This window comes from Streptomyces sp. NBC_01433, assembly GCF_026340105.1.
In the GTDB taxonomy this organism is placed as follows: Bacteria; Actinomycetota; Actinomycetes; order Streptomycetales; family Streptomycetaceae; genus Streptomyces.
Map to the genome: position 1 here is coordinate 1,345,409 of NZ_JAPEPM010000001.1, position 13,150 is coordinate 1,358,558.

A 13,150-nucleotide genomic window follows, 5' to 3' on the forward strand; every position below is an offset into this window, starting at 1 on the left:
TCACGGCTGGTTCAAGGATCACGGCCAACGCCAATGTCGTCGCCTGTTCAGGAGCCACGCTGTGAGCCGCAGTCGGAGCAGAACGTCCCATGTCATAGTCGGCGCCGCCACCGCCCTCGCCGTTCTCACGGCCTGCGGCGGCAGCGGTGACGACTCCGCAGCACCCGGAAGCGACGGGAAGCCCGTCAGCGTCACCTTCTGGGGCTGGACCAAGGGATCCAAGGAGGTCGTTGACGCGTTCAACGCCTCGCACAAGAACATCAAGGTCGTCTACGAGGAGATCCCCTCCGGCAACGCGGGCGGCTACGCCAAGATCTCCAACGCGGTGAAGGCGGGCAACGCCCCCGACCTGGTCAGCATCGAGTACCCGCAGCTGCCCGAGTTCGTCAGCCAGGGCGCCCTCCAGGACATCAGCTCGTACGTCACCGACGACGTCAAGAAGAAGCTGCTGCCGCAGGCGGTGGAGCTGACCACGCTGGGCGGCAAGAACTGGGCCGTTCCGTTCGACGCCTCGCCGCAGGCGTTCTACTACCGCCAGGACCTGTTCAAGAAGTACGGCGTCGAGGTCCCCACCACGTGGGACGACTTCCGCAAGGCGGCCGAGAAGGTCAAGCAGGCCGACAAGAAGGCCCGCATCGGCACCTTCTTCCCGGACGACCCGACCACCTTCCAGGCGATGGCCTGGCAGGCCGGGGCCCAGTGGTACAAGGCCGAGGGCGACACCTGGAAGGTCACCACCAAGGACGCGGCCACCACCAAGGTCGCCGACTACTGGCAGGGACTGCTCGACGACGACCTGATCCGGGCCAACGCCTCCTTCAGCCCGGAGTGGACCAACTCCCTCAAGAACGGCGCCACCGTCGGCTACCTCGGCGCCGCCTGGGGCGCGGGTGTCCTGAAGGGCACACTGCCCGAGCAGAGCGGCAAGTGGGCGGTCGCCCCGATGCCCAGCTGGGACGGCAAGCCGGCCAGCGGCATGCTCGGCGGCTCCACCTTCGCGGTGTCCAAGAACAGCAAGAAGGCGAAGGCCGCCGTCGAGTTCGCGACCTGGATGTCCACCACCGAGGACGGCATCAAGGCCCGCATCGAATCCGGTACGTCGAGCGCCTTCCCGGCCGCGGCCGAGCTGCGTCCCGTCGCGAAGAAGGCGTTCGACGCAAGCTTCTACGGCGGCACGGACATCTACCAGGTGTTCGAGGGCGCCGCGACGTCCATCGGCCAGAACTGGGCCTGGGGCCCGACGACCGGCACGTCCAACACCGTGATCAAGGACCAGTTCGGCAAGGTCGCCAGCGGCGGTTCGACGATCGCCGAAGCCGTGCAGGCGGGCCATGACGCCACCGTCGCCGAGCTCAAGAAGCGTGGCCTGAAGGTCAAGGACGCCGGCTGATGAAGCGCGCCCGGACAACCAGAGCCGCCGCCGTCCTGCTGGGGCCCTTCTTCGTACTGTTCACCTTGGCCATGCTCGTGCCGATCGGATACGCGGTCTGGCTCAGCCTGTTCACCGAGAAGCAGTCCGGACTGGGCTTCGGCGGCACCGAGACCGTCTTCAGCGGCCTCGACAACTACGCGGCGGCGCTGGGCGACCGGGCCTTCCGCGAGGGCTTCGTCGTCCTGCTCGGATACTGCCTGTTCTACATTCCGCTGCTGCTCATCGGGGCCCTCGCCCTCGCCCTGCTGCTGGACTCCACGCTGGCCCGCGCCCGCCGGTTCTTCCAGCTCGCGCTCTTCCTGCCGCACGCCGTGCCCGGCATCATCGCCGCGCTGATCTGGGTCTATCTCTACACACCCCAGCTCAGCCCGGTCGTCAGCGCCATGGAGTCCGGCGGGATCGGCTTCGACTTCTTCTCCCCCGAAGGCGCTCTCCCCTCCATCGTGAACATCGCGCTGTGGGAGTGGCTCGGCTACAACATGGTGATCTTCTACGCCGCGCTCCAGGCCATCGACCGGTCCGTACTCGAAGCGGCCACGGTCGACGGCGCGGGCGCCTGGCGGATCGCCCTGTCCATCAAGGTCCCGCTGATCCGCGCCTCCGTGGCGATGGTCGCGCTGTTCACGATCATCGGCTCGCTCCAGCTGTTCACCGAACCGCTGATCCTCAACAAGGGAACGGGCTCCGCCGTCTCCTCCACCTGGACGCCGAACATGTACGCGTACACCGCGGCCTTCGAGCGCAACGACTACGGGCTCGCCGCGGCCGCCTCCATCCTGCTGGCCCTCACCGCCGCGCTGCTCTCCTTCGTCGTCACCCGCTTCACCGGCCGGAAGGGCAAGAAGGCATGAACTCATCGACTCGCCCCAGCCGCTGGATGTCCAAGACCGCGGTCAACGGCTTCCTGCTCCTCGCGGTCGTCTACATGCTCTTCCCCCTCGTCTGGCTGGTCACCGCCGCCACGAAGGACACCGGCGGCCTGCTCGCGGGCAACGCCTTCTCCTTCGACGGCTTCAACCTCGGCGAGAACCTGTCGAACCTCGCCTCCTACGGCGACGGCATCTACTTCCGCTGGTATCTCAACAGCCTCCTGTACGCCGGTGGCGGCGCGATCGTCTGCTCGCTGATCTGTGTCGCCGCGGGCTACGCCTTCGACAAGTACGAATTCCGGGGCAAGGAGAAGCTGTTCGGCCTGGTCCTGATGGGCGTGCTGGTGCCCACCACCGCGCTGGCCCTGCCGATGTATCTCCTGGCCTCCGAGATCGGGCTGGTCAACACCTACTGGTCGGTGCTGATCCCGGTGCTGGTCAACCCGTTCGGCGTGTATCTCGCGCGGGTGTTCTGCACCGGCTACATCCCGAACGAGGCGCTGGAGGCCGCCCGGATCGACGGGGCGGGAGAACTGCGCACGTTCTGGTCGATCGGTCTGCCCATGGTCATGCCGGGCTTCGTGACGGTCTTCCTCTTCCAGTTCACCGCGATCTGGAACAACTTCTTCCTCCCCCTGGTGATGCTGTCGGACCGCAAGCTCTTCCCGTTGAGCCTCGGTCTGTACTCCTGGAACACCAACACCCACGGCGAGCCGAGCTTCTACCCGCTCGTCGTCACCGGCTCCCTCCTCGCCGTCATCCCCCTGATCGTCGCCTTCGTCTCGCTGCAACGGCACTGGAAGGCGGGCCTGACCGCCGGAAGCGTCAAGTGACCGTCGGACCGCCCGCGCGAGCCCTGAGGAGTACGAGTCCCACCATGCCCCACGCCACTGACAACCGGCCGAAGGCCCTGCTGGCGATGGCCCCCGGCATCGCCGAACGCCTCCTCGCCGAACACCACCGCACCCGGCTGGCCGCCCTCACCCGGACGGATCCCCGCCTCGTCGGCCACGACCTGGCCGCTCCGACGCCCGAGGTGGCCGCCGCGCTCGCCGAGGCCGAGGTGCTGTTCACGTGCTGGGGGGCGACCCCGCTCACCGCCGAGGTACTGGCCGCCGCCCCGCGGCTGCGCGCCGTCGTACACGCCGCGGGGTCCGTGAAGCACCACATCACCGACGCCTGCTGGGAGCGCGGGATCGCCGTCACCTCGGCGGCGGCGGCGAACGCGCTGCCGGTCGCCGAGTACACGGTGGCCGCGGTGCTCTTCGCCAACAAGCGCGTCCTGCACTCCGCCCGGCGCTACCGCGAACTGCGCGCCGACCACGACTGGCTCGACGAGCTGGACGGCACCGGCAACTACCGCCGTACCGTCGGCATCGTCGGAGCGTCCCGCATCGGCCGCCGGGTGATCGAACTGCTGCGGCCGTTCGACCTGGACGTGACTCTCTACGACCCGTACGTCGGTGCCGAGGAGGCTGCCGCGCTGGGGGTCCGGTCCGCGTCGCTGGCGCAGGTGTGCGCGGACAGCTCGGTCCTCTCCGTCCACGCGCCGCAGCTCCCGGCCACGCACCATCTCATCGGCGCGGAGCAGTTGGCGCTGCTGCCGGACGGGGCGACGCTGATCAATACGGCGCGGGGTTCGCTGGTGGACGAGGACGCGCTGCTGCCGGAGCTGGTGAGCGGGCGGCTGCACGCGGTGCTGGATGTCACGGAGCCCGAACTTCCTTCGCCGCAGTCTCCGTTGTACGACCTGCCGAACGTCCTGCTTACCCCGCACGTCGCGGGGTCGCTGGGCAATGAGCTGCATCGGATGGCCGACCAGTCGCTGGACGAGCTGGAACGCTTTGCCCGGGGGCTGCCGTTCGCGGACCCGGTGACGCCGGGAGCGCTCCGCCACTCGGCGTGACCCCTCGGGGCTCCGCCCCGGACCCCGGTCCTCAAACGCCGGACAGGCTGAAAGATGCCCTCAATCGCCGGGCGGGCTTGATCGGCCGAGCACCCCGAAAACCCAGCCCCCCAGCAATTGAGGAGCGGGGGTCCGGGGGCAGCGTGCCCGAAAACCCAGCCCCTCCGGCGATCGAGGAGCAGGGGTCCGGGGGCAGCGTGCCCGAAAACCCAGCCCCTCCGGCGATCGAGGAGCGGGGTTCAGGGGGGCCTAGCCCACGAAAACCCAGCCCTCCGGCGATTGAGGAGCGGGGGGTCCGGGGGCAGCGCCCCCGGGTTGCCGGGGCAGCGCCCCCGGGTTGCCGGGGCAGCGCCCCCGGTTGGGTGGAACGCACCGAGGCCCGGTGCCCCCGCGACGGGGGTACCGGGCCTCGGTGGTGTGCCGGGTGCGTACTAGTGCGAGTGACCGTGGCCGTGACCGGCGTCGGACTCGTCCTCGGCCGGCTTCTCGACGACCAGGGTCTCGGTCGTGAGCAGCAGCGACGCGATCGACGCGGCGTTCTCCAGCGCGGAGCGGGTGACCTTGACCGGGTCGATGACGCCGGCCTTCACCAGGTCGCCGTACTCGCCGGTGGCGGCGTTGAAGCCCTGGCCCTTTTCGAGCTCGGCGACCTTCGAGGTGATGACGTAACCCTCAAGGCCCGCGTTCTCGGCGATCCAGCGCAGCGGCTCGACGGCGGCGCGGCGCACGACCGCGACACCGGTGGCCTCGTCGCCGGTCTTGCCGAGGTTGCCCTCAAGGACCTTGACGGCGTGGACCAGAGCGGAGCCACCACCGGAGACGATGCCCTCCTCGACCGCGGCGCGGGTCGCGGAGATGGCGTCCTCCAGACGGTGCTTCTTCTCCTTGAGCTCCACCTCGGTGGCGGCACCGACGCGGATCACGCACACGCCGCCGGCCAGCTTCGCGAGGCGCTCCTGGAGCTTCTCACGGTCCCAGTCGGAGTCCGTGGACTCGATCTCGGCCTTGATCTGGTTGACGCGGCCCTTGACGTCGGCCGAGTCGCCGCCGCCGTCGACGATGGTCGTGTCGTCCTTGGAGACGGTGACGCGGCGGGCGGTGCCCAGCACGTCGAGACCGGCGCCGTCGAGCTTGAGGCCGACCTCTTCGGCGATGACGGTCGCACCGGTGAGGGTGGCGATGTCGCCGAGCATGGCCTTGCGGCGGTCACCGAAGCCCGGGGCCTTCACCGCGACGGCGTTGAAGGTGCCACGGATCTTGTTGACGACGAGGGTGGAGAGCGCCTCGCCCTCGACGTCCTCGGCGATGATCAGGAGCGGCTTGGAGGCGCCGGCCTGGATGACCTTCTCCAGCAGCGGGAGCAGCTCCTGGATGGAGCCGATCTTGCCCTGGTGGATCAGGATGTACGGGTCGTCGAGGACGGCCTCCATACGCTCCTGGTCGGTCACCATGTACGGGGACAGGTAACCCTTGTCGAAGGCCATGCCCTCGGTGAACTCAAGGTCCAGACCGAAGGTGTTGGACTCCTCGACGGTGATGACACCGTCCTTGCCGACCTTGTCCATCGCGTCCGCGATGAGCTCGCCGACCTGGGTGTCCTGCGCGGAGAGCGCGGCCACGGCGGCGATGTCGGACTTGTCGTCGATCGGGCGGGCGGTCGCGAGGAGCTCCTCGGACACGGCCTTGACCGCGGCGTCGATCCCCTTCTTCAGGGAGGCCGGGGACGCGCCCGCGGCGACGTTGCGCAGACCCTCGCGGACGAGCGCCTGGGCCAGCACGGTGGCGGTGGTGGTGCCGTCACCCGCTACGTCGTTGGTCTTGGTCGCCACCTCCTTCACGAGCTGGGCACCGAGGTTCTCGTACGGGTCGTCGAGCTCGACCTCGCGCGCGATGGTGACACCGTCGTTGGTGATGGTGGGAGCGCCGAACTTCTTGTCGATGACGACGTTGCGGCCCTTGGGGCCGATCGTCACCTTCACCGTGTCGGCAAGCTTGTTGACGCCGCGCTCAAGGGCGCGACGGGCGTCCTCGTCGAACTTCAGAATCTTCGCCATGGGCTGAATCTTTCCCTCTCGAACGAACTGCGCCCCTCGCCGCCCGGCTAGTTATTTCGCAGGGGACCAGGGGCGCAGAACAGAAGCAAACGTGGGTGAATTACTTCTCGACGATCGCGAGGACGTCGCGCGCCGAGAGGACGAGGTACTCCTCGCCGTTGTACTTCACCTCGGTGCCGCCGTACTTGCTGTACAGAACGACATCGCCGGTCTTGACGTCGAGCGGAAGACGCTCGCCGTTCTCGAAGCGGCCCGGGCCCACGGCCAGGACGACGCCCTCCTGGGGCTTCTCCTTGGCAGTGTCCGGAATGACCAGGCCGGAAGCCGTGGTCTGCTCGGCGTCGAGCGGCTGGACCACAATGCGGTCCTCAAGCGGCTTGATCGCAACCTTGGAGCTGGTGGTCGACACGATCCGGTCTCCCCCTTCGGAGATCTCACGGGGTTTAACAGTCTTTGGTCGGCGACCAGGTCGATCCGTCGTCGCGGGTGCCGGACCTGCCCTGTCGCACAGTGGTGCTGGCACTCTCCAGGGGGGAGTGCCAGACCCGAGACTATGACCGCGATTAGCACTCGGTCAAGCGGAGTGCCAATTCACCACCCTCGCGTCGTGCGGGAAGCCGTAGGGAGAGGGGGCGCCGGCCGCACGCGCCGTGACTGCCCTTGAGCACGGTGGCCTTGGGCGACGGCGACCGCGGGCCGACCTTCTGCGCCGCCTTGCGCCCCAGCCGTTCGATGGGGTCCACCGACTGCGCGCACCCCGCGGTGACGGTGAACAGCGCACCGGCCGTCAGCAGCCCGGCCAGCAGCCGGTGCGCGCGGCTCATACGTAGTCCTCCAGCCTGGCCACCGCGTATCCCTTGTCGGTGATCGTCTTCATGACCCGGCGGACCATGTCCGCCATGGAGCCCTCCCAGTCCTCGCGTCCCCGGAAGTGGGTCAGGACGATGTCGCCGGGGTGCAGGTCCCGGTCCCACTCGCGCCACTCCATGTGGTCGGGGAACGCCTCGGCGGACCACAGGGGTACGGCCGTGACCCCGCAGGACTTCGCGACGACCAGGGTGTCGCGGTTGTAGTTGCCGTACGGCGGCCTGAAGAGGGTGGGCCGCTTCCCGTAGCGCTTCTGGATCTTCGCCTGCTGGTCGCAGATCTCCGTCCGCTGTTCCTCTCGGGAGAGTCCCGGCATATAGCGGTGGTTGAGGGTGTGGTTGTTGAGGGTGACTCCGCGCTTCTGCATCTTCGCGAAGTAGCCGTAGTTGTCGTTGATCACGTAGTCGCTGAGGAAGGCGCTGTAGGGGATGTCGAGTTCGGTCATCATCCGCAGCAGCTCGGGGTCCTTCTCCGCCCCGTCGTCCATGGTGAGGAAGACGATCCGTTCCTTGGTGGGCACGGTGGTGAAGACGGGCGGCAGCTCGTCCCCGTCCGCGACCTCGAAGCCCTCGCGGGAGGTGATGTGCGGCTTCACGGCGGGCGGCGCGGGGGCGGGCAGCGGCACCGCGGCCAGCCCCCACTTCTTCGCCGCGACGACCCGGGCCGCCTGTTTGCGCTTGAGTTCCTGGGCGTACGTGTCCAGGGCGCGGGAGGGTCCGGCCTGCCGGGCCGGGCCGCCGGGCTGGCCGGCGGGCGGCCCGCCCCGCTGTCCGGCTGTGGGCTCGGCCGACCTGTCGGGGGCGCCCGCGCCACCGCCGTCCGATCCGGCGGCGCATCCGGAGCCGACGGCGGCGACCAGCAGGGCCGCCAGAACCATGTGACCCGGTCTGCGCCTCTTCATGACCAATTTTTCCTTTTGTCGTACTGGCTGCATGGCGCCGCATCCTGCCAGCCCGTCACCGGGCCCCCGCCCCGACACCGCCACCGGACTCGCCCGGTCCCCCGCCTGGCTCACAATGGACCGGGTGAACGCAACTACCCCCACCGGTCCCGCCGGCCCCACGGACCCGCTCGCCGCCTTCGCCGCCCTGCGCACGCCCGAGGGCGCCGAGCTCCTGGCCGGGCTGCGGGACCACGACCCCGCGCGGGAGCTGGCCACCGCGACCCGGCTGCGCCGTTCGCACCCGGCGGATCTGGTGTCGGCGGCGCTGGGGCAGGCGCGGCTGCGGCAGCGGGCGGTGGCGAAGTTCGGTGCCGAGGACGCGCACCGGATGTTCTTCACGCCGAACGGCGTCGAGCAGGCCACCCGTACATCGGTCGCCACGTACCGCGCCGAACGGTTCGCGCGGCTCGGCGGCGTACGGAGCGTCGCGGACCTGTGCTGCGGGATCGGCGGCGACGCGATCGCCCTGGCGCGCGCCGGAATCCGGGTGCTCGCCGTGGACCGCGACCCGCTGACCGCCGAGGTCGCCCGCGCCAACGCCGCGGCGCTCGGCCTGGCGGACCTGATCGAGGTGCGGTGCGCCGATGTCACGGAGATCGACACCTCCCCGTACGACGCGGTCTTCGTCGACCCGGCGCGGCGCGGCGGGCGGGGCCGGATCTTCGATCCGGAGGCGTACTCACCGCCGCTGTCCTGGGCGACCGCGGCCGCTCTGAAGGCCCCCAGGGCGGCGCTGAAGATCGCCCCCGGAGTCCCGCACGAGGCGATCGGGCCGCGGGCGGAGGCGGAGTGGATCTCGGACGGCGGCGATGTGAAGGAGGCGGTGCTCTGGTTCGGCGAGGGCTTCGCGCCCGGCTCGTTCCGGGCGACGCTCCTGCCGTCGGCGGCCACTCTGGTCGCCGACGCCCCGCTCCCCGCCCCGCCCGTCGGCCCCGTCGCCCGCTATCTGTACGAGCCGGACGGCGCCGTCATCCGCGCCCATCTGGTCGCCGACATCGTGGAGCGGTGCGACGGGTGGCTGATCGACGAGACGATCGCGTACGTCACCAGCGAGACGCCGTACGTGTCGCCCTACACGACCGCGTACGAGATCACCGACCGGCTCCCGTTCGGCATGAAGAAGCTGAAGGCCCTGCTGCGGGAGCGGGAGGTCGGCGTACTGACCGTCAAGAAGCGTGGCTCGGCGGTCGAACCGGAGGAGCTGCGCCGCCGCATGAAGCTTCGGGGGCCGCACTCGGCCACCGTGTTCCTGACCCGGGTGGCCGGTGCCCCGACGATGCTGATCGGCCACCCCGTGGGCCGGTGAGGTGGTGAGGTGTCAGCGGTGCGGGCCGCCGCCCGCCGGCACCCGCGGCCGGGATACGGCGCCGATCAGGACCCGTACCACCCAACGGCGGTGGGAGATCGCCTTGGTGATGCCGATCAGGCCGGTCACCCAGGCGATGAGACCGACGCCCATGACGAGGACCACCAGGCCGTACGGGTCACCCGCCGTGGCACCCGCCGGTCCGGCCGTACACGCGAACAGGCCGACCGCGCACAGCACGAAGGACATCAGCAGCCAGGCGAGGCTGGCCCCGGGCCCGCGCAGCCGCACGTCGCGGGCCGGGTCGCGGTCCAGCGCGCCCCATTCCAGCAGCAGTTGACGGACCTTCCGGTCCCGGGCCAGGCCCAGCGGGACGAAGACGGCGGACGGCACCAGGAGTGCGACGCCGATGACGAGGCTGACGAGTGCGCCGATGGCGCTGACCACGTCGTACGTCTCCTCGAACATGATGAGCCCGGTCCCCACGAGGGACCAGCCGAGCGCGGCGAGCGCCGCCCACATCCACAGCAACCCGAGCCGCCCCAGCCCCACATGCATCCTGACCAGCTCGCCCAGGACCACGTCCCGGTCGGCGAGCAGCGCTTCACGGTCGGGCCAGGAGCGGATCTCCACGGGCGGCGGGGACGGCGGCAGCGGCGAACGGCGTGACATGACCCAGACACTACCGGCGGGTCACTCCCACCCCCTCCGACCGTTACCTGTTAAACGCTTCTTCTGGTAACTTCACCGAAGTGGTCGAGCATCCCCGAAGCAGGAGGCACCACCCCATGACCTGGACTCTCGGCAAGACCTTCGAGACGCCCGACGGAGCCATCCGGTGGGACTCGTTCGGGCAGGGGGATCCCGTCGTGCTGCTGCACGGCTCCCCGTTCTCCTCGTACATCTGGCGCGACATCGCCCCGGCCCTCGCCCGCACCCGTCAGGTCTTCGTCTTCGACCTGCTGGGCTACGGCCGCTCGGAGCAGCGTGCGGGCCAGGACGTCGGTCTGGCCGCCCAGGGGCGGCGGTTCGCCGCCCTCCTCGGCCACTGGGGGCTGTCCGCCCCGGACGTGGTGGCCCACGACATCGGCGGCGCCGTCGCGCTGCGGGCGCTGCTGCTGGAGGGCGCCCGCTACCGGCACCTCACGCTCGTCGACGCCGTGGGCGGCGGCGACTGGGGCACGGGCTTCTTCAAGCTCATCCGCGAGAACGCGAGCGTCTTCGAGCGGCTCCCCGACTACGCCCACGAGGCACTGGTCACGAGCCACCTGCGGTACGCCACCCATACGGGATACCGGCCCGGCGTCCTCGACGCCTATCTCGCCCCCTGGCGCGGGCCGGTCGGCCAGGCGGCGTTCTACCGGCAGTACCGGGATCTGGAGCAGGCGCAGTCCGACGCGTTCGAGCCGCTCCTCGGCGAGGTGTCGGTGCCGACCCGGATCATCTGGGGGCGCGAGGACCGGCTCCTCGTCGGTGAGTTCGCCGAGCGGCTGCACGCCCGGATTCCGGGGTCCGAGCTGATCTGGGTGGACGGCGCGGGCCACACGGTCCAGGAGGACGCGCCCGCCCGGCTGCTGGCCCTCCTGACCTCCCCCTGACCGCCGGGACGGGGCCGGGACGGGACGGGACCAGCGGAAAGCCGGGCGGCCGGGGAGGCAGGTCGGGCGGCGGTCAGGCGTCCCGGAGCGCCTGGATGTCCAGCTTCCGCATCCCGAGCATGGCCTTCATCGCCCGGTCCGCCTTGGCCGGATCCGGGTCGCCGAGCACCTCGGCCAGGGCGCGCGGGACGATCTGCCAGGACAGGCCGTACTTGTCCTTCAGCCAGCCGCACATGCTCTCCTCGCCCCCTTCCGTGAGCGCGGCCCACAGGCGGTCCACCTCCGCCTGGTCCTCGCAGTCGACCGAGAGCGAGACCGCCTCGGTGAACGGGAACTGCGGGCCGCCGTTGAGGGCGACGTACTCCTGGCCGGCGAGCCGGAACCGGACGGTCATCACCGATCCGGGCTCGCCGGGGGACGCCGCGGTGTAGTGGGTGACGTCCAGGATCCGGGAGTCACCGCCGAAGATGGAGACGTAGTGGTTCGCCGCCTCCTCGGCCTGGCCGTCGAACCACAGGAAGGTCGTGATCTTCTGCATGGTCTTCTCCTCGTAGAGCCGTCCGGAGGGGCACCGGACGCCGAGGCGCCGCGCATCGGGGCACCGGGCGCTCAGGCGCCGGACGCTGTGGAAGGTAGACCCGTGACGGCCCCCGGACTCATCGGGACACGCCCGTCGCCCCCTCCGGCTCCGCCGCGGCCACCGCTCGCTCACCCGCCGGGAGCAGCACCAGCGCCGTCACCGCGGCCAGTGCCAGCAGCCCCGTGCAGACCCAGAACGCCGACGAGTACCCCGAGGCCAGTTCGGTGCGGCCGGAGCCGCCGCCGGTCACCTGGGCGGCGACGGTGACCAGGAAAGCCAGCCCCAGCGAGCCGCCGACCTGGCGGGAGCTGTTGAGCAGCCCGGACGCCATGCCCGTCTCGCCGGGCACGACACCGGTCGTGGCGGCCGTGCCGAGCGGTACGAAGCAGAGGCCGACGCCGACGCTCGTCACCAGGGACGGGCCGAGTATCGAATAGAGGAAGCCGCCGTCCGCCGTCGCCGTCGCGGCGAACCCGGCCATGCCGAGCGCGGCCACCGCCGCGCCCGTGGCCAGCAGCCGCCGGGTGCCGAGCGCCGTGACCGTACGGGCGGCGATCACCGAGCCCACGACGACGCCCACACAGAACGGCAGGAACGCGGCACCGGCCGCCGTCGGCCCGTAACCGAGCACCAGCTGGAGATAGAGCGAGACGAAGTAGAACGCGGCGAACTGCCCCGAGGCCAGCAGCAGGCAGATCAGGTTCGCCGTCAGCACCGGCCGCCCCTTCAGCAGACCGGGACGCAGCAGGGGCGACGCGGTCCGCAGCTCGACGGCGACGAAGGTCACCAGCAGCAGCACCGCGGCGCCGAGCGTGCCCAGAGTGGTGGCGGAGCCCCAGGGGTGGTCCGAGGTCCGTACGAGCCCGAGAACCAGCAGCGTCGTACCGACGGTGGCCAGCAGCGCCCCCGCCACATCGAGCCGGTCCCCGGTCCGCACGGGCCGGGCGGCGAGTCCCGTACGCACCGACACGGCGAGCGCGAAGGCGACTATCGGCACGTTCACCAGCATCACGGAACGCCAGCTCGTCGCGTCCGTGAGCAGCCCGCCCGCCAGGACCCCGACGGCGCCGCCCGCCGCGCCCGCCATGCCCCACAGCCCCAGGGCCCGCGAACGGGCGGGACCGGCCGGGAAGGCGAGGGTGATCAGGGCGAAGGCCACCGGGGCGAGCGCCGCCGCGCCGACCCCCTGCACGGCCCGCGCCGCGACCAGCGCGCCCGGCGACTGCGCGAGACCGCCCGCCAGACTCGCCGCGCCGAAGAGCACCAGTCCCGCCGTCAGGACGCGGCGGCTGCCGATCAGGTCGGCGAGGCGGCCGCCGAGCAGGAGCAGCCCGCCGAAGGCGAGGGCGTAGGCGTTGACCACCCACAGGAGTCCGTCCTGGCCGAAGCCGAGATCGCCGCGGATGTCGGGCAGCGCGACGTTCACCACGGACATGTCCAACGACACCATGAACTGCACGGTGAGTGCCACCACCAGCAGCCAACGCACCTGCTTCGCCTGATTGTTCACGATTTACCCTTCCCTCGCTGTCACCCTTCGAATCATTACTATACGCGTATAGAAATTAATCACGGTGCGGCGGACCGACAGGCGC

13 protein-coding genes are annotated in these 13,150 nt (G+C 70.4%); 6 read left to right on the top strand and 7 right to left on the bottom strand.

The features are described 5' to 3' along the window. The first annotated feature begins 61 nt into the window (after positions 1-61). Genes OG413_RS05775 through OG413_RS05790 form a run of 4 tightly spaced genes read left to right on the top strand, consistent with a single transcriptional unit; the run spans position 62 to position 4,207 of the window. A complete protein-coding gene (locus OG413_RS05775) occupies positions 62-1,390 on the top strand; it encodes an ABC transporter substrate-binding protein (protein WP_266803332.1) in 1,329 nt (442 codons plus the stop codon). Further along, on the top strand, positions 1,390-2,283 hold the full coding sequence (locus tag OG413_RS05780) for a carbohydrate ABC transporter permease (RefSeq protein ID WP_266803333.1): 894 nt from the start codon (positions 1,390-1,392) through the stop codon (positions 2,281-2,283). The genes OG413_RS05775 and OG413_RS05780 overlap by 1 nt, the downstream gene beginning before the upstream one ends. Then, positions 2,280-3,134, top strand: coding sequence for a carbohydrate ABC transporter permease (locus OG413_RS05785; RefSeq protein WP_266803334.1), 855 nt, complete (start codon positions 2,280-2,282; stop codon positions 3,132-3,134). Before OG413_RS05780 ends, OG413_RS05785 begins: the two co-directional genes overlap by 4 nt. A 44-nt stretch (positions 3,135-3,178) precedes the next feature. Beyond that, the gene (locus OG413_RS05790; protein ID WP_266803335.1) at positions 3,179-4,207 is read left to right on the top strand and encodes a hydroxyacid dehydrogenase; all 1,029 of its coding nucleotides are present in this window, start codon (positions 3,179-3,181) and stop codon (positions 4,205-4,207) included. 431 nt (positions 4,208-4,638) lie between these two features. Here OG413_RS05790 and groL read toward each other — a convergent pair whose 3' ends face one another. From groL to OG413_RS05810, 4 genes are all read right to left on the bottom strand, one after another. Then, positions 4,639-6,261, bottom strand: a complete 1,623-nt coding sequence (gene groL, locus OG413_RS05795; protein ID WP_266803336.1) for a chaperonin GroEL — start codon at positions 6,259-6,261, stop codon at positions 4,639-4,641. Between the two features lie 100 nt (positions 6,262-6,361). Continuing rightward, on the bottom strand, positions 6,362-6,670 hold the full coding sequence (gene groES / locus OG413_RS05800; RefSeq protein ID WP_003966899.1) for a co-chaperone GroES: 309 nt from the start codon (positions 6,668-6,670) through the stop codon (positions 6,362-6,364). Positions 6,671-6,824: 154 nt separating this feature from the next. Continuing rightward, entirely contained in the window at positions 6,825-7,085 is a 261-nt protein-coding gene (locus OG413_RS05805) for a hypothetical protein (RefSeq protein WP_266803337.1), read from the bottom strand. Continuing rightward, on the bottom strand, positions 7,082-8,029 hold the full coding sequence (locus OG413_RS05810) for a polysaccharide deacetylase family protein (protein WP_266803338.1): 948 nt from the start codon (positions 8,027-8,029) through the stop codon (positions 7,082-7,084). Before OG413_RS05810 ends, OG413_RS05805 begins: the two co-directional genes overlap by 4 nt. A gap of 115 nt (positions 8,030-8,144) precedes the next feature. Here OG413_RS05810 and OG413_RS05815 point away from each other — a divergent pair, with 115 nt between their 5' ends. Beyond that, positions 8,145-9,377, top strand: coding sequence for a class I SAM-dependent methyltransferase (locus OG413_RS05815; protein ID WP_266809921.1), 1,233 nt, complete (start codon positions 8,145-8,147; stop codon positions 9,375-9,377). Between the two features lie 12 nt (positions 9,378-9,389). Here OG413_RS05815 and OG413_RS05820 read toward each other — a convergent pair whose 3' ends face one another. After that, a complete protein-coding gene (locus OG413_RS05820) occupies positions 9,390-10,049 on the bottom strand; it encodes a hypothetical protein (protein ID WP_266803339.1) in 660 nt (219 codons plus the stop codon). Positions 10,050-10,165: 116 nt separating this feature from the next. On the opposite strand from OG413_RS05820, the gene OG413_RS05825 reads away from it, so the two are divergent. Then, positions 10,166-10,975, top strand: a complete 810-nt coding sequence (locus OG413_RS05825) for an alpha/beta fold hydrolase (protein WP_266803340.1) — start codon at positions 10,166-10,168, stop codon at positions 10,973-10,975. Between the two features lie 73 nt (positions 10,976-11,048). On the opposite strand, the gene OG413_RS05830 is transcribed toward OG413_RS05825, so the two are convergent. Further along, positions 11,049-11,513: a VOC family protein gene (locus tag OG413_RS05830; protein ID WP_266803341.1), complete on the bottom strand. Its 465-nt coding sequence runs from the start codon at positions 11,511-11,513 to the stop codon at positions 11,049-11,051. A 118-nt stretch (positions 11,514-11,631) separates the two neighbouring features. Next, the gene (locus OG413_RS05835; protein ID WP_323137907.1) at positions 11,632-13,005 is read right to left on the bottom strand and encodes an MFS transporter; all 1,374 of its coding nucleotides are present in this window, start codon (positions 13,003-13,005) and stop codon (positions 11,632-11,634) included. Positions 13,006-13,150: the final 145 nt, after the last annotated feature.

What these genes read in the sequence shown, in the direction of transcription:
- OG413_RS05805 (WP_266803337.1), bottom strand. Translation starts at nt 7,085, where the DNA reads ATGAGCCGCGCGCACCGGCTGCTGGCCGGGCTGCTGACGGCCGGTGCG.
- OG413_RS05835 (WP_323137907.1), bottom strand. Translation starts at nt 13,005, where the DNA reads ATGGTGTCGTTGGACATGTCCGTGGTGAACGTCGCGCTGCCCGACATC.
- OG413_RS05810 (WP_266803338.1), bottom strand. Translation starts at nt 8,029, where the DNA reads ATGAAGAGGCGCAGACCGGGTCACATGGTTCTGGCGGCCCTGCTGGTC.
- OG413_RS05780 (WP_266803333.1), top strand. Translation starts at nt 1,390, where the DNA reads ATGAAGCGCGCCCGGACAACCAGAGCCGCCGCCGTCCTGCTGGGGCCC.
- OG413_RS05830 (WP_266803341.1), bottom strand. Translation starts at nt 11,513, where the DNA reads ATGCAGAAGATCACGACCTTCCTGTGGTTCGACGGCCAGGCCGAGGAG.
- OG413_RS05815 (WP_266809921.1), top strand. Translation starts at nt 8,145, where the DNA reads ATGGACCGGGTGAACGCAACTACCCCCACCGGTCCCGCCGGCCCCACG.
- OG413_RS05790 (WP_266803335.1), top strand. Translation starts at nt 3,179, where the DNA reads ATGCCCCACGCCACTGACAACCGGCCGAAGGCCCTGCTGGCGATGGCC.
- OG413_RS05820 (WP_266803339.1), bottom strand. Translation starts at nt 10,049, where the DNA reads ATGTCACGCCGTTCGCCGCTGCCGCCGTCCCCGCCGCCCGTGGAGATC.
- OG413_RS05825 (WP_266803340.1), top strand. Translation starts at nt 10,166, where the DNA reads ATGACCTGGACTCTCGGCAAGACCTTCGAGACGCCCGACGGAGCCATC.
- groL (WP_266803336.1), bottom strand. Translation starts at nt 6,261, where the DNA reads ATGGCGAAGATTCTGAAGTTCGACGAGGACGCCCGTCGCGCCCTTGAG.
- OG413_RS05785 (WP_266803334.1), top strand. Translation starts at nt 2,280, where the DNA reads ATGAACTCATCGACTCGCCCCAGCCGCTGGATGTCCAAGACCGCGGTC.